The sequence below is a fragment of the Variovorax sp. GW823-FHT04B03 genome (assembly GCF_058796495.1).
Genome location: NZ_JBXAIT010000004.1, coordinates 242,735 through 257,302 on the forward strand (window position 1 = coordinate 242,735; position 14,568 = coordinate 257,302).

Consider the following 14,568-nt stretch of genomic DNA (forward strand, 5'->3'; position numbering starts at 1 on the left):
CGTCCTATGTCTGCCCCTCTCCTGGAAGACGTTGAAGTGGTCTCGCTGAGCCCCGCGCTGGTGGTCGAAGACGATCCGGCGATGCGCGAGCGCCTGGCGTACGTGCTGTCGACGCTCGGATGCGACGAGCCCCAGATCGCCTGGGCCGACAGCCTGACCTCGGCCCGCTCGCTGCTGGAGCAGCAGCATTTCGGCGTGGCGCTGGTCGACATCGGCCTGCCCGACGGCAGCGGCGTCGACCTGATCGAGTGGATGCACGTGCATCACCGGCTGGTGCCCGCCGTGGTGATCTCGGCCTGGCGCACCGAGGCCGTGATCTTCGCGGCGCTGCGTGCCGGCGCCATCGGCTACCTGCTGAAGGAACGCGACGACCTCGAACTCAGCATCGCGCTGCGCAGCATCGAGCAAGGCGGCGCGCCGATCGACCCGGCCATCGCCCGCCGCATCCTCGGCTGGGTCGCGACCCAGCTGCCCGGCCTGCCCTCGCCGCCCGACGACCCATCGCTGACGCCGGCCACCACGCCCGTCATGCTGACGCCGCGCGAGCGCAAAATCCTCGAGCTCGTGTCGCAAGGGATGAGCAACCGCGACATGGCGGAGGCGCTGTCGATCTCCAGACTGACCGTGGAATGCCACACCAAGAACATCTACCGCAAGCTGGCCGTCAACTCGCGCACCGAGGCGGTCTACCAGGGCCGAAGGCAGGGCCTGCTGCGCTGAGGCTCCTTGCGGGCCTGCTGCTGTGGGCCCTGTGGCTGCTGCTCTCGTCGGGCAGCGCGCACGCACAAACACCTGTTGTTCCCGAACTGCGCGCCGAAGCCGCACGCGGCACCGGCTGGGACGACACGACACCGCCCGCCGACGGCTGGACGCCCGTCGCCCTGCCCGACAGCTGGGCCACGCGCTGGCCCGGCTTCGACGGCGTGGTCTGGTACCGGTTGACCTGGGAGCAGCCCGTACCCGTGACCGAGACCGGACTGCTGCTGCACTACCTGAACATGGCCGGCGAGGTCTCGCTCAACGGCACGACGATCTGGCGCGACCGCAGCCTGGTCGAGCCGCTCACGCGCGCGTGGAACTCGCCGCGCTACTGGGTGCTGGCCGCGCCGCAGCTGCGCGCGGGCACCAACACGCTGCTGGTGCGCGTGTCGGGCCTGTCGGCCTACCAGGCCGGGCTGGGGCCGGTGAGCCTGGGCACGCCCGCAGCCATGCAGGCCGAGTTCGGCCGCGAGCAGCTCATGCGGCGCGACCTGCAGGTGTTCGGCCTGGCGACCAGCGCGGCGGTGTCGGCCTTCTTCGCGGCGTGGTGGCTGCTGCGGCGGCGCGAGACGGCCTACGGCTGGTTCGCGGCGATGTCGGTGCTGTGGCTGCTGTTCGGCTACAACCAGATCGCCACCAGCCCGTGGCCCTTTGCCAGCAACCACAGCTGGCAGGCGCTGAACACCTCGCTGCTGCTCTTCTTCAGCGTGTCGTACGGCGTGTTCGTGCTGCGCTTCGCCGGGCGGCGCCTGCCGCGCCTGGAGATCGCGGCGTTCGCGGTGGCGGCCGTGGGCGTGCTCGACCTGTGGTTCGCGGGCACCGCCAACCTGCCCACGCACCGCGCGATCTGGACGCTGGTGGGCGGCCTCACGATCATCGTCGTGAACAGCAGCGGCATCTTCCACGCACTGCGCCACCGGGGCAGCCCGATGCGTTCGCTCGCGCCGTTCATGGCGGTGTCGGCGCTCACGGGCGCGCACGACCTGCTGGTGTTCACGCAGGTGATCGACAGCAACATCTACTACACGACCATGTCCTCGTACGTGCTGCTCTTGGGCATGGCGCTGACGCAGGCCGGGCGCTTCGTGCAGAGCCTGCGGCGCATCGAGAACTTCAACACCGAGCTGATCGAGGAAGTGAATGCCGCCAAGGCCGAGCTCGCGTCCACGCTCGCGCAGCAGCACGCGCTGGAGCTCGCGCACGCGCGCATCGGCGAGCGCGTGGCGCTGGTGAGCGACCTGCACGACGGCCTGGGCGGCATGCTGGTGGGCAGCATCGCGACGTTGGAGCGTACGCCCGAGCACCTCAGCGCGCCGCAGTTGCTGGCGATGCTCAAGAGCCTGCGCGACGACCTGCGGCTGATCATCGACGCCACCGGCCGCGACGACGGGGCGCGCGCGCTCGGCGAGCTGCTGGCGCCGCTGCGCTACCGCAGCGCGCAGCTGCTGGACGCGAACGGCATCGACTGCCGCTGGAAGGTCTCGGGCATCGACACGCTCGAACTCGCGCCCTCGCAGAGCCTGGACCTGATGCGCTTCCTGCAGGAGGCGCTGACCAACGTGCTCAAGCACAGCGCGGGCCGGCGCGTGGACGTGACGGTGGCGCGCGCGGGCGCCGAACTGCAGCTCAGCGTGCGCGACGACGGCCGCGGCTTCGCGGTGGATGGCGTGAGCGGCGGCGCGGGGCTGCGCAACCTGCGGGCGCGGGCGCGCCGCCTGGGCGCGCAGCTGCAGCTGCAGTCGCGCCCCGGCGAGACGCAGGTGGTGCTGCGGATGCCCTTGGGCGGTGCGGCGGTTACTTGACCAGCGCCAGCGTGCCCTTCATGAGCGACGCGTGGCCCGGGAACGAGCAGAACCACGCATAGCTGTCCCCCGCCTTGAGCTTGCTCACGTCGAAGCTCACGGCATCGGTCTCGCCGCCGCCGATGACCTTCGAATGCGCGATGACGCGGGCATCGCCCGGCTTCACGTAGGCCTTGTCCAGCCCCGCGCCGATGCCGTCCGCCGCCACGCCTTGCGCGTCGGCGGCCTTGCTCAGCACCCAGTTGTGGCCCATCGAGGCCTTGGGCAGCTTGCCGACGTGCTTGAGCTTCACTGTGAACTGCTTGCAGCTGGCCGGCACCGCGATGGCGCTCTTGTTGAACTGCATCGCGTCGTTGCCTTCGATCTCGATGTCGCAGGTGGCGGCCAGCACGGGGCCGGCGAGCAGCGCCGTGAAAAGCAGGGCCGCGGTGGTTCTCGTCTTCATCACATGGTTCCTTCGGTGAGGTGCCGATTCGGCACGCCCCACTGTGCGGTGGGCGTGCCGCGAAACGCTTGCGATGGATCAATGCGTGGCGAAAAGTCTCAGAGTTCGAGCACCAACCGTCCCTCGCAGGCGCGAGAACAGCAGGCCATCATCTTCGTGTTCGCATCGCGCTCGCTGCGCGTGAGCACCACGTCGCGGTGATCGACCTTGCCGGCCAGCACGCGCACTTCGCACGAGCCGCACAGGCCTTCCTCGCAGTCGCTTTGCACGTCGACGTTGGCCGCGCGCAGGGCCGTCAGCAAGGTCTGGTCGGGCGGCACGGTGATGACGAGGCCGGAGTCTTTCAGCTCCACCTCGAAGGCATGTTCCTTCGAGGGGTCGAGCGTGGCCAGCGTCGATTCGAAGTGCTCCACGCGCAGCGCGCCCTCGGGCCACGCGGCGCAGCAGTCTTCAAGCGCTTCGAGCATGCGCAGCGGGCCGCAGGCATACACCTGCGCGCCGGGCACGGGCGTGGCCAGCAGCGCGCGCAGGTCGTTGCGCCGGCCTTCGTCGGCCGCATGCACGTGCAGGCGCTCGCCGTGCAGCGCGGCCAGCTCGTCGACGAAGGCCATGCTCGCGCGGCTGCGGCCGCTGTAGTGCAGCTCGTAGTCCATGCCCAGCGCCTTGGCGCGCCGCGCCATCGCGCTCACGGGCGTGATGCCGATGCCGCCGGCGATGAAGATCGCCTTCGGCAGCGACTCGTCGAGCCGGAAGTGGTTGCGCGGGCCGCGGATGCGCAGGCGATCGCCCACCTTCACGTTCGCATGCACCCAGGCCGAACCGCCACGGCCTTCGGGCTCGTGCAGCACGGCGATCTCCAGCGCGTGGGCTTCGTCGGGATCGCCGCACAGCGAGTACTGGCGCGACAGCTCGGGCGTGCCGCATTCGACGTCGATGTGCGAGCCCGGCGTCCAGCGCGGCAGCGGCTTGCCGTCGGGCGACACCAGGCGCAGGCGCACGATGCCGTCGGCCACCGGCGTCACGCGCTCGACCACCACGGGCCGCGCGATGGCGTGCGCCGACGGCTCGCCGATGCGCACCGGCACCTGCACGTCGCGCAGGCCGGCATTGCCGCGCTCCGGGTTGACGCGCGGGTCCCATTCCACCCACAGGTGCTCGGGGCCGCGGAACGAGGTGTTGGGCACGTAGCTGAAGCGTTGCTCCGACAGGCGCATGTGCGGCAGGCGCCGCGTGAACTCCTCCAGGAAGATCTGCATCTCCATGCGCGCCAGGTTCTTGCCCATGCACTGGTGCGAGCCGTAGCCGAAGGTCAGGTGGTCGCTGGCGTTGTCGCGGCGGATGTCGAACAGGTCGGCATCGGCGAAGTGGCCTTCGTCGTGGTTGGCCGACGAGGTGACGATCAAGAGGCGCGAGCCCGCCGGCAGGTCGACGCCGCCGACCTGCGTGTCCTTGGTGACGAGCCGGCGCCAGGCGGCCACCGAGCCGTTGTGGCGCAGGCACTCTTCCACCGCGTTGGGAATGAGGCCCGGGTCGTCGCACAGCTCCTGCCACACCTGCGGATGCTGCAGCAGCAGCTTCACGGCGTTGGCGGTGGCGTTGGCGGTGGTCTCGTGCGCGGCGACGATGCCGGCCATCATCATCGAGTGCAGGTACGAGTCGGTGACGACCTCGGGGTGCTGCATCTGCTTGCGGATGCCGTACTGCATCCAGCCCGGTGCGTCGGGGTCCTGGCGCATCTTGTCGAGCACCTTGCCGGCGTACTGCCAGAAGTTGCCGACGGCGTGCGCCACGGCCACCTGCTCCTCGGGCTTGGGGCGGCCCCAGGTGTTGACGGTGTGCGCGATGGAGTATTTGCGCAGCGTGTCCATGTCTTCCTCGGGCACGCCGAGAAAATGCAGCGCCACGGTGAGCGGAATCTCCCACAGCATCTGGTCGACGAGGTCGGCGCGGCCGTCGTCGACGAAGCGGTCGACATAGCTGCGCGCGAGTTCGCGCACCAGCGGCTCGTGGTGCTTCAGCGCCTCGGGCGTGAACGGGTCCATGAGCGCGCGGCGGCGCGGCATGTGGGCCGGCTCGTCCTCGTTCACCAGCGTGCGGTTGAGCGCAAAGCCGTAGCTTGCGAGCACGGCGTTGGCTTCTTCACCCGTGGGCGTGATCTTCTCCAGCGCGTTCGACGGGCTGAAGGTGAGGTTGTCGCGGAACACCGCCTTGATGTCGTCGTAGCGCGTGATCACCCAGTAGCCCAGCTTGGGGCTGTAGAAGATCGGCTCCTGCTCGCGGGCCCAGCGCACGTACTCGGGCGGGTCTTGCTGGTAGCCGTCCTCGAAGGGATCGAACCCGGCGGCGCGCTGGCTCACGGGGCAGCCGGTGGGCGTGCGCTCGGCAGAGAGCGCCCCGTGCGCGACGGGGCAACCGGAGGTGCGCGATGGCATGGCGGTATCGGACATGGCAGCAGACTCAGTCGAGCGTGATCTTCAGGTCGCGGATCAGCTTGTGCCAGCGCGCGGTCTCGGCCTTGAGCAGCTCGGTGTACTGCGCGGGCGTGTTGCCCACGGGCTCGACGCCGAAGTCGACCATGCGCTTGTTCACCGAGGGCTCGTGGATGGCCGCCACCAGCTGGCGGTTGAGCGTGTTCACCACGTCGGCCGGCGTGGCCGCGGGCACCACCACGCCGACCAGCGCGGCGGCCTCGACGTTCTTGTAGCCGAGCTCGGCGAAGGTGGGCACGTCGGGCAGCTGCGGCAGGCGCGTGGGGTTGGCCACGGCCAGCGCGCGCACCTTGCCGCCCTTGATGAAGCCGGCGCCGGCGGCCATGTCGACCATCATGGCCGGCAGCTGCCCGCCGACCACGTCGGCCAGTGCGGGCGCCGCGCCGCGGTATGGCACGTGGACCATGAAGAGCTTGGCCTCGACCTTCAGCAGTTCCATCGCCAGGTGGTGCGGGCTGCCCGCACCGGCCGAGGCGTAGTTGATGCCGCCCGGCTTGGCCTTGGCCTGCGCGATGAAGTCCTTGGCGGTGGCAAAGCCCGAGTTGGCGCCGACCACCAGGATCATCGGAAACTTGCCCATCAGCGTGACGGGCGCCAGGTCTTTGGTGGGGCTGTAGCTCAGCGACTTGTACAGCGCCGGGTTGAACACCAGCGTGCCGTTGTCGGCCGAGAGCACGGTGTAGCCGTCGGCCGGGGCGCGCGCGGTTTCGGCGGCGGCCAGCGCGGTGTTGCCACCCGGCTTGTTGTCCACCAGCACCGGCTGGCCGACCTGGGTCGACAGCGTCTGGGCGACGGTGCGCGCGAGGAAGTCGGAGCCGCCGCCCGCTGCGTAGGGCACGAGCCAGCGGATCGGCTTGGCGGGGAAAGCGGTCTGGGCGCTGGCGGCGGTGGCCAGCGCAGCCAGGGACAGGACCGCAAGGCCGCGGGCGAAGTGCTTCTTCATCGGGGTGTCTCCGGGGTGGAAATTGTGTATTGCGTAATTATCATACGCATTGCGTAATCATCAATCCGCGGGTTTACCCGGCCACCGAGGCCGCCACCTAAGATGCCGACGACATGACCTCCCCCGCCGAAGCACCCTCTTCCCCTCCCCGCGAGCGCCGCCAGCGCGTGCAGTCCGCCGAGACCGGCATGGCCGTGCTCAAGGGCCTGGCGCACCTGGGCGGGCGCAGCAGCCTCACGGCGCTGGCCACCCATGTGGGCGAGAGCCCGGCCAAGGTGCACCGCTACCTCGCGAGCCTGATGGAGGAAAGCCTGGTGCGCCAGGACACCGCCTCGCAGCACTACTACCTGGGGCCCGAGGCGATCCAGATCGGCCTGGCCGCCATGCGCCAAGCCGACCCGATCCGCGCGGCCGAGCCCTGCCTGATCCGCCTGCGCGAATCGCTGGAGGTGACCTGCTTCGTCGCGGTGATGGGCAACAAGGGCCCCACCATCGTGCGCTTCGAGGAGCCGGGCCTGCCGGTGACGGTGAACGTGCGCGCCGGCTCGGTGATGTCGATGCTGTGGTCGGCCACCGGGCGCGCCTTCCTGGGCCTGCTCGACGAGTCGCGCGTGGTCGCGCTGGCCGAGCAGGAACTGGCCGACGCCACCGAGGACATGCGCGCGCTGCTCGATGCCGACGACCCCATCGGCGCGCTGCGCCGCGAGGTGCAGCAGGCGCACTGCGCCATCGTGCGGGACACCTACCTGCGCGGCATCAGCGCCGTGGCGGCGCCGGTGTACGACTACGCGGGAAGGGTGTGCGCCGTGATCACCGCGCTGGGCGCCACGGGCGGGTTCGACCCGTCGATCGACGGGCCGATCGCCATCGCCGTGCGGCGGGAGGCGAAGGCCGCCGGCGCGCTGCTGGGCGCGGCGGCCTGAAGCTGCCGGCTTATTCCGCCCAGACCACCGCGCCGGTCCACGCCGTGGCCAGCACCACGATGCCGAAGGCGATGCGATACCACGCGAACGGAATGAAGTTGTGCGTGCTGATGTACTTCAGCAGCCAGCGCACGCACAGCCACGCGCTGATGAACGAGAAGGCCAGCCCCACCGTGAACATCGGAATGTCGGCCACCGACAGCAGCGCGCGCTCCTTGTAGAGGCTGTAGGCGCCCGCGCCGATCAGCGTCGGAATCGCCAGGAAGAACGAGAAATCGGTCGCCGCCTGGCGCGACAGGCCCAGCAGCATGCCGCCGATGATGGTCGAGCCGCTGCGGCTGGTGCCGGGGATCATCGCGAAGCACTGCACCAGGCCGACCTTGAGTGCGTCCCAGGGCGTCATGTCGTCCACGTGCTCGACGCGCACCGAACCGGGCGGGCGCTTCTCGGCCCACAGGATGATGAAGCCGCCGATGATGAAGGTGCTGGCCACCACGGTCGGGATGAACAGGTGCGCCTTGATCATCTTGCCGAACAGGAGGCCCAGCACCACCGCGGGCAGGAAGCCGATGACGATGTTCAGCGCCAGCCGGCGCGCCTTGGGCTGGCGCGGCAGCGCCACCACGGTCGAATGGATCTTCTGCCAGTAGACCAGGATCACCGCGAAGATCGCGCCGGTCTGGATGGCGATGTCGAACACCTTGGCCTTGGCGTCGTCGAAGCCCAGCAGCGAGCCCGCAAGAATGAGGTGGCCGGTCGACGAGATCGGCAGGAATTCGGTCAGACCCTCCACGATGCCCATGACAGCGGCCTTGACCAGCAAAACGATATCCACGCGTACTCCTTGAAAGAGCGGCAATTATGGCGAGGCCATCGGTCAGGCCCTGTTCAGGCGCCGTTCCGCCGGTGAAACGCAAGGCAGCCCGCCCACGGAAATACCTAGTTCAGGTGATGTTCGACCTCGGCGCGTTAATACATATTGATAACAGTTATTCATCTGCGCCCGAAGGAGCATCCATGTCAACGTTCACCAGCGGGAGTGAACTCGAGGACTGCGTCGCAGAAGAACGCCCCTCGACGCTCGACGACCATGTCGAAGACCGTCTCAAGAGCCCCTGCCAGCGGGAGCGGGAGCAGTGCCACGGCATGCTGCGCGTGGCCGAAGCCACCGGCGCCTCGGCCCACGAGCTGCGCCAGCTGACGCAGCGCCTGGCCGACATCGACCGCTGCGGCGCCAGCGCCTGCATCGTCGCGCAGGGCCATGTGGAGGCCGACCGCATGGCCTCCGGCCTGCAGGCCAACGCCGCCCTGTGCATCGACTTCCGGTTGCTGGAGCCGCTGGGCCCGGCCCATGACAAGAAATGGTTTGCGCGCTGGAAGTTCTGGAGCTTCCTGCTCGGCGCGGCCGGCCCGGTGGCCGCGCTCACGCTGCAGGGTCTGGCGCTGCGGCCGGCCGAACCGCACGACGCGCACGCCGACCTGGTCGCCAAGTCGCGCAAGGTGCTCGAAAGCTGGCGCCGCACCTCCGACACCCTCTTCTGGCACGCGGTGGAAGACTACGTGCGCCAGCAGGCCTTCTCGCTCGAGACCCAGGCCTACCTGATGCACTGCGTGGCGTCGGTCTTCGCCGCCGACGCGCCCGTGCTGTGCGACGCCGAGCGCGAACGGCTGGCCGCCGTGCTCACCGACACCTACTGCGACGCGCTCGGCACGGCGGCGACCATGCCCTCGTCGGACATCTACCGCCGCCTGGCGCAGGGCCTGGAAACCGACAGCGGCAACGCCGGCCCGGGCCGCCCGCTGGCGCGCGGCGAGGCCGCGCAGGTGGCGATGACCACGCTGGTCACGGTCGTCGGCAACGGCGGCTCACACTGAAGCTGAAGCACGCCGGCGCAGCGCGCGCACCGCGCTGTCGACCGTCGTCAGCACAGGCAGTCCACTCGCTGCCTCGCAAGCACCACGCGCCCGCGCCATGCTGAACTGAGCCAGGGCGATGCGCGTGCAGCCGCGCGCACGCAGCGCGGCGGCCTGTTCGGCGATGAGCGCGTCGTGGCGCTGCGCGTCGCCCGCATCGAGCGCGGCCAGCGCGCCCTCGGCCAGCGCGAGTTCGAGCGCCATGCCCGAAGGAAACTCCGGCGGCATCGATTCCAGCGTGCGCGCGAAGGTCGCGATCAGGCCCAGCCGGCCTTCGCCCTGCACGGCCTCCTCGATCATGGCCTCGTTGGGCTTGAGCACCGGAATGCCCGCGTGCCGCTGCGCCACCGCCTCGATGCACGGCCCGAAGGCCGAGCAGGTGAAGAGGATGCCGCGCGCGCCCGTGTCCACCGCGTACTGCGCCAGGCGCTGGAAGCGTTCGTGCATCGCCGCGTCGAGCCCCTTGCCGTCGCGCGCGAGGTCGGCCGAGAGGCTGTCGTCCAGCAGGTTCATGCGCACGGCCTCGGGCCAGTCGCGCGCGAAGGCTTCGTTGATGGGTGCGACGGAATGCGAGAGCGCGTGGATGAGGGCGATGCGTGTCATGAAGTCAGGTGAGATCAGATGCCCTTGGACGACGGGTTGGCAAAGGCCTCCTTCGTCTCGGCATTGAGCGGGTAGTTGATGTTGATGCCCTTGGGCGGAATCGGCGACATGAACCACTTGCCGTAGAGCTTTTCCATCTCGCCGGACTTCATCATGCCCGACACCACGCGGTCCACCAGCGCCTTGAAGGCCGGGTCGTCCTTGCGGAACATCAGCGACTGGTTCTCGGTGCGCAGGCTCTCGCCGGTGATGACGAAGTCCTTCGGGTTGCGCGCGTTGGCGATCTGGCCCGCGAGCAGGATGTCGTCGAGCACGAAGGCCTGCGCGCGGCCGCTCTCGACCAGCAGGAACGAGTCGGTGTGGTCCTTGCCCGAGAGCTGGTTCACCTCGAGGCTGCGGCCCTTGTCGGCCGCACGCAGCAGGCGAAACGACGTGGTGCCTGCGGTGGTAACCACGGTCTTTCCCTGCAGGTCGGCGATGCTCTTGATGCCCGAATCGGCCTTCACCAGCGTGCGCACGTTGTAGCGGAAGATGTCCGGCGAAAAGGCCACCTGCGACTGGCGCTCGACCAGGTTGGTGGTGGAGCCGCACTCGATGTCCACCGTTCCGTTCTGCACCAGCGGGATGCGGTTGGCCGAGGTCACGGCCTGGTACTTGACCTCGACGGCCGGCAGCTTCAGCTCAGTCTTCACCGCGTCGACGATGCGGTTGCAGATCTCGATGCTGTAGCCCACGGGCTTGAGGTTGGCGTCCAGGTACGAGAAGCCGAACGAGGCTTCGCGGTAGCCGAAGGTGATGGCGCCGCTGGCCTTGATCTTGGCGAGCGTGTCGTTGGCGGGCTGCGCCTGCGCGGGAGCGGTCGGTGCCAGGGCGGCAAGGGCCAGCGCGAAGGCGGCGGCGGCGATGGAAAGCGACGGGCGAAGCTGGGGCATGGAACGCTCCTCGGAACGGCGGTTGAAGAAAAAAGGGGCGGTGGCTCAGCGCGCGGCGCTGCGCGTGACCGCGTCGACCGAGGCGGCGAGCCGCGCGACGATCTCCTGCAGGTGGTCGCGCGTCGCGATGTACGGCGGCGCCAGCAGCACGTGGTCGCCCTGGCGCCCGTCCACCGTGCCGCCGAAGGGGTAGCACAGCAGGCCGCGCGCCATCGCGTCCTTCTTGAGGCGCGCGTTGACGGCCAGGGCCGGATCGAAGGGCTGCTTGCTCGCGCGGTCGGCCACCAGCTCGACGCCCCAGAAGAAGCCGCGCCCGCGGATGTCGCCCACGTGCGGGTGGTCGCCCAGCGCCTCGGCCAGCATCGCGCCGAAGACAACGCCGTCGTCGCGCACCTTGGCGACCAGGCCGTCGCGGCGGATCACCTGCTGCACCGCGAGTGCCGCCGCGCAGGCCATCGGATGGCCCAGGTAGGTGTGGCCGTGCTGGAAGAAGCCGCTGCCCTTGGACATGGCCTCGACGATGCGGCGCTGCGCGAGCACCGCGCCGATCGGCTGGTAGCCGCCACCCAGGCCCTTGGCGACGGTCATCAGGTCGGGCACCACGCCCTCCTGCTCGCAGGCATGCAGCGAGCCGGTGCGGCCCATGCCGCACATCACCTCGTCAAGGATCAGCAGCACGCCGTGCTTGTCGCACACGGCGCGCACGGCCTTGAAGTAGCCCGGCACCGGCGTGAGCACGCCCGCGGTGGCGCCGCCCACGGTCTCGGCCACGAAGGCGATCACGCGGTCGGCGCCCTGCGCGACGATGGCCGCTTCGAGCTCATCTGCCAGGCGCAGGCCGTACTGCTCGGCGCTTTCACCTTCGCGCTGCTCGCGGTACGGGTAGCACGGTGCGACGTGCGTGGCCGGCACGAGGATGGGTGCGAAGGGCTCGCGCCGCCAGGCGTTGCCGCCCACCGCGAGCGCGCCCAGCGTGTTGCCGTGGTAGCTCTGGCGGCGCGCGATGAAGTGCGTGCGCTGCGGCTGGCCGACCTCCACGAAGTACTGGCGCGCCATCTTCAGCGCCGACTCCACCGCCTCGGAGCCGCCGCTCACGAGGTACACGTGGCTCATGCCTTCGGGGGCAGAACCGATGAACTCGTCGGCCAGCTGCTCGGCCACCTCGCTCGTGAAGAAGCTGGTGTGGGCGTAGGCCAGTGTGTCGATCTGCGCGTGCATGGCGGCCATCACCTCGGGATGGCCATGGCCGAGCGAGGACACGGCCGCGCCGCCCGAGGCGTCGAGGTATTCGCGCCCGTCGGCGTCGCGGATGAACATGCCCTGCGCGCTGGCGGCAACGGGCGGGGTCTGGCGAAGGTGGCGGTGGAAGACGTGCGTCATGGCGGGAGAAAAGCTGGGGGCTGTGTTTGGAACTAACGTTTCGGCCAAATTATTGTTTGGAACATTTGTTCCGTCAACTCCCGGAATTTCCCTGCTCCGGTACATTCGTTCCAGACACCGAGAGAAAAGAGACACCGCCATGGGCGCCAAAGAACTGATCCGCCAGCGTTTCAACGAACTGAGCCCCGCCCTGCAGCAGGTGGCGCGCTACGTGCTCGACCACCCCAACGAAGTGGTCACGGGCTCGATGCGCAACGTCGGCACGCGCGCGCAGAGCACGCCGGCCACACTGGTGCGCTTCGCGCAGCACCTGGGCTTCGAGGGCTGGCCGCAGCTGAAAGAGTCCTTCGCCGCCGACATGGGCCTGGGCACCGAGACCTACGGCGGGCGCGCCAAGCAGCTGGTGGGCCGCGTCGCCGACCAGGGCCTGGCGGGCGAGATGTTCGAGGTGCAGCGGCGCAACCTGGAGCTCACGCACCAGCAGAGCGGGCCGGCGCTGCTCAAGGCCTGCGCGCTGCTGGAGAAGGCGCCGGCCGTGCACGCGGCGGGCTTTCGCGCGTGCTTTCCGATCGCCTTCTCGTTCGTGTACGTGTACCGGCTCTTTCGCACCAGCGTGCACCTGGTGGACGGCCAGGGCGGCTCGCTCGAGATGCAGCAGCGCGCCTTCGCCAAGGGCGACGCGCTGGTGGTGGCGAGCTTTGCGCCCTACTCGCGCGAAGCCTTGCAGGTGGCCGAGGCGGCGAAGGCGGCGGGTTGCCGCATCGTGGCGATCACCGACAGCGTGACCTCGCCGCTGTCGCTGCTGGCGGACGAGACGCTGCTCTTCACCATCCACAGCCCCTCGTTCTTCCCCTCGGTCGCCGCTGGCGTGGCCGTGACGGAAGCGCTGGTCGAGCTGCTGGCGAGCCGCGCGGGCAAGCCGGTGATCCGGCGCATCGACCAGGCCGAGGCGCAGCTGTTCGAGTCGGGGGCCTACCTCATGGCGCCCGTGGCGCGGGGCGGCTGATCAGGCCAGCGCGCGGGTGCGGCCGGCGCTCTGGCGCAGGTAGAGCACCAGCAGGTCGCGATTGGCGTTGATGTGCTCGCGCATCGCGGCTTCGGCGCCCGCCGCTTCCTGCCGGCCGAGCGCCTCGACGATGCAGCGGTGCTCTTCGAGCGCCTGCAGGGCCTGGCTGTGCCGGTACAGCAGCATCGCGGCATCGTGCCTGTGCGGGCGCGAGCGGCTGTCGAAGATCACCGGCAGCTGGCAGGCGCGCTGCACGGCCTCGCTGAGCCAGCGGTTGTCGGCCAGCGACAGCAGCCTGTGGTGGAAGGCCTGGTTCAGGTCCTGCCACAGGTCGGCCCGCTCGTCGGTCCATTCGCCGCTGTCGTGCAGCAGCGCATGCTGCTCGTCGACCATGGCCGTCAGTTCGGCCAGCGCCTCGTCGTCCAGGCCACGCTCGCTGAGCAGGCGGCAGCCCATGCCTTCGAGCGTGGCGCGCACGCTGAAGGCGTCGAACACGTCCTTGGCGTCGAAACGGCGCACCTGGAAACCCCGCTGCGGGTGGTAGACCAGCAACCCCTCGTCGGCCAGCCGCGCCATGGCGCCGCGCACAGGGGTGCGCGACACGCCAAGCTCGTTGGCGAGCGAAATCTCCATCAGGTGGGCGCCGGGGGCGATCGCACCGTCGAAGATGCGGGTGCGCAGCGTGTCGGCCACGGACAGAACGCGCGTCCGCGAGGGATCTGGGGGGGTCATCGAAAGTCGGAAACAGGGGACGGCCGGAAGCGGGCCGCGCGGATGGTACGGCGGCGTATCGAAGCTTCATATCCCCAATTTCCGTAAAAATACCGTTCTGGCGACTTTTTCGAGAATTACGGAAAAATTATTAACTTCTGTAAACAACCACCCCGGTTTCTGCGTTACCGCCCCGCTGTTTCTGCCGCCAGGTGGATCGCGGCGCGAATCCGGGGGTAGGTGCCGCAGCGGCAAATGTTGCCGCGCATGGCGTCCGAGACCTGGTCGTCGCTGGGTTTGGGCGTGGCTTTGAGCAACGCGCAGGCCGACATCAGCTGGCCGCTCTGGCAGTAGCCGCACTGCACCACGTCGACCTCGGTCCAGGCCGCGCGCAGGGCGTCGGCCTCCCGGCCCTTCAGGCCCTCGATGGTGGTGACTTCGCGCCCGGCCACGGCCTCCAGCGGGGTGACGCAGGAGCGCACGGCCTGGCCGTCCAGGTGCACGGTGCAGGCGCCGCACAGCGCCTTGCCGCAGCCGAACTTGGTGCCGACGAGCTTCATCTCGCCGCGCAGCACCCACAGCAGCGGGGTGTCGGGCTCGGCGCTCACGGTGGCGGTCTGGCCGTTGATCTTCAGCGTGGTGGTGTTCATGGGGTGTCTTT

General features: G+C 69.4%; 14 protein-coding genes. 5 read left to right on the top strand and 9 right to left on the bottom strand.

Translation table 11 applies throughout. The annotated features are described in order from the left end of the window. The first annotated feature begins 6 nt into the window (after window positions 1–6). On the top strand, window positions 7–720 hold the full coding sequence (locus AC1RAD_RS18440) for a response regulator transcription factor (protein WP_095948901.1): 714 nt from the start codon (window positions 7–9) through the stop codon (window positions 718–720). Continuing rightward, entirely contained in the window at window positions 630–2,561 is a 1,932-nt protein-coding gene (locus AC1RAD_RS18445; protein ID WP_492736461.1) for a sensor histidine kinase, read from the top strand. Before AC1RAD_RS18440 ends, AC1RAD_RS18445 begins: the two co-directional genes overlap by 91 nt. Here the strand turns inward: AC1RAD_RS18445 and azu are convergent. From azu to AC1RAD_RS18460, 3 genes are all read right to left on the bottom strand, one after another. Beyond that, window positions 2,554–3,006 carry an azurin gene (gene azu / locus AC1RAD_RS18450; protein WP_307589052.1) on the bottom strand — a complete coding sequence of 151 codons (453 nt, stop codon included), beginning with the start codon at window positions 3,004–3,006 and terminating at the stop codon, window positions 2,554–2,556. The two genes, AC1RAD_RS18445 and azu, sit on opposite strands and share 8 nt — an antisense overlap. A gap of 98 nt (window positions 3,007–3,104) precedes the next feature. Further along, complete coding sequence (locus tag AC1RAD_RS18455; RefSeq protein ID WP_492736463.1) at window positions 3,105–5,453, bottom strand: cytochrome P450/oxidoreductase; 2,349 nt, start codon at window positions 5,451–5,453, stop codon at window positions 3,105–3,107. A gap of 10 nt (window positions 5,454–5,463) precedes the next feature. Next, complete coding sequence (locus AC1RAD_RS18460; protein ID WP_307637583.1) at window positions 5,464–6,438, bottom strand: Bug family tripartite tricarboxylate transporter substrate binding protein; 975 nt, start codon at window positions 6,436–6,438, stop codon at window positions 5,464–5,466. Window positions 6,439–6,551: 113 nt separating this feature from the next. On the opposite strand from AC1RAD_RS18460, the gene AC1RAD_RS18465 reads away from it, so the two are divergent. After that, window positions 6,552–7,361, top strand: coding sequence for an IclR family transcriptional regulator (locus AC1RAD_RS18465; RefSeq protein ID WP_062474916.1), 810 nt, complete (start codon window positions 6,552–6,554; stop codon window positions 7,359–7,361). A gap of 10 nt (window positions 7,362–7,371) precedes the next feature. On the opposite strand, the gene AC1RAD_RS18470 is transcribed toward AC1RAD_RS18465, so the two are convergent. Further along, window positions 7,372–8,196 carry an undecaprenyl-diphosphate phosphatase gene (locus tag AC1RAD_RS18470; protein ID WP_062474913.1) on the bottom strand — a complete coding sequence of 275 codons (825 nt, stop codon included), beginning with the start codon at window positions 8,194–8,196 and terminating at the stop codon, window positions 7,372–7,374. Between the two features lie 182 nt (window positions 8,197–8,378). On the opposite strand from AC1RAD_RS18470, the gene AC1RAD_RS18475 reads away from it, so the two are divergent. Next, a complete protein-coding gene (locus tag AC1RAD_RS18475; RefSeq protein ID WP_492736466.1) occupies window positions 8,379–9,236 on the top strand; it encodes a hypothetical protein in 858 nt (285 codons plus the stop codon). On the opposite strand, the gene AC1RAD_RS18480 is transcribed toward AC1RAD_RS18475, so the two are convergent. Genes AC1RAD_RS18480 through AC1RAD_RS18490 form a run of 3 tightly spaced genes read right to left on the bottom strand, consistent with a single transcriptional unit; the run spans window position 9,228 to window position 12,190 of the window. Next, window positions 9,228–9,878, bottom strand: a complete 651-nt coding sequence (locus tag AC1RAD_RS18480; RefSeq protein ID WP_492736468.1) for an aspartate/glutamate racemase family protein — start codon at window positions 9,876–9,878, stop codon at window positions 9,228–9,230. The two genes, AC1RAD_RS18475 and AC1RAD_RS18480, sit on opposite strands and share 9 nt — an antisense overlap. 14 nt (window positions 9,879–9,892) lie before the next feature. Continuing rightward, the gene (locus AC1RAD_RS18485) at window positions 9,893–10,810 is read right to left on the bottom strand and encodes a transporter substrate-binding domain-containing protein (RefSeq protein WP_492736469.1); all 918 of its coding nucleotides are present in this window, start codon (window positions 10,808–10,810) and stop codon (window positions 9,893–9,895) included. Between the two features lie 45 nt (window positions 10,811–10,855). Beyond that, window positions 10,856–12,190 (bottom strand): aspartate aminotransferase family protein, encoded by a 1,335-nt coding sequence (locus AC1RAD_RS18490; RefSeq protein ID WP_492736471.1) that lies wholly within the window; start codon window positions 12,188–12,190, stop codon window positions 10,856–10,858. Between the two features lie 139 nt (window positions 12,191–12,329). Here AC1RAD_RS18490 and AC1RAD_RS18495 point away from each other — a divergent pair, with 139 nt between their 5' ends. Continuing rightward, on the top strand, window positions 12,330–13,196 hold the full coding sequence (locus AC1RAD_RS18495) for a MurR/RpiR family transcriptional regulator (RefSeq protein WP_492736473.1): 867 nt from the start codon (window positions 12,330–12,332) through the stop codon (window positions 13,194–13,196). On the opposite strand, the gene AC1RAD_RS18500 is transcribed toward AC1RAD_RS18495, so the two are convergent. Both AC1RAD_RS18500 and AC1RAD_RS18505 read right to left on the bottom strand, forming a co-directional pair. Next, entirely contained in the window at window positions 13,197–13,928 is a 732-nt protein-coding gene (locus AC1RAD_RS18500) for a GntR family transcriptional regulator (RefSeq protein WP_492736475.1), read from the bottom strand. Between the two features lie 164 nt (window positions 13,929–14,092). After that, window positions 14,093–14,557 carry a (2Fe-2S)-binding protein gene (locus tag AC1RAD_RS18505; protein ID WP_492736477.1) on the bottom strand — a complete coding sequence of 155 codons (465 nt, stop codon included), beginning with the start codon at window positions 14,555–14,557 and terminating at the stop codon, window positions 14,093–14,095. Window positions 14,558–14,568 lie beyond the last annotated feature (11 nt).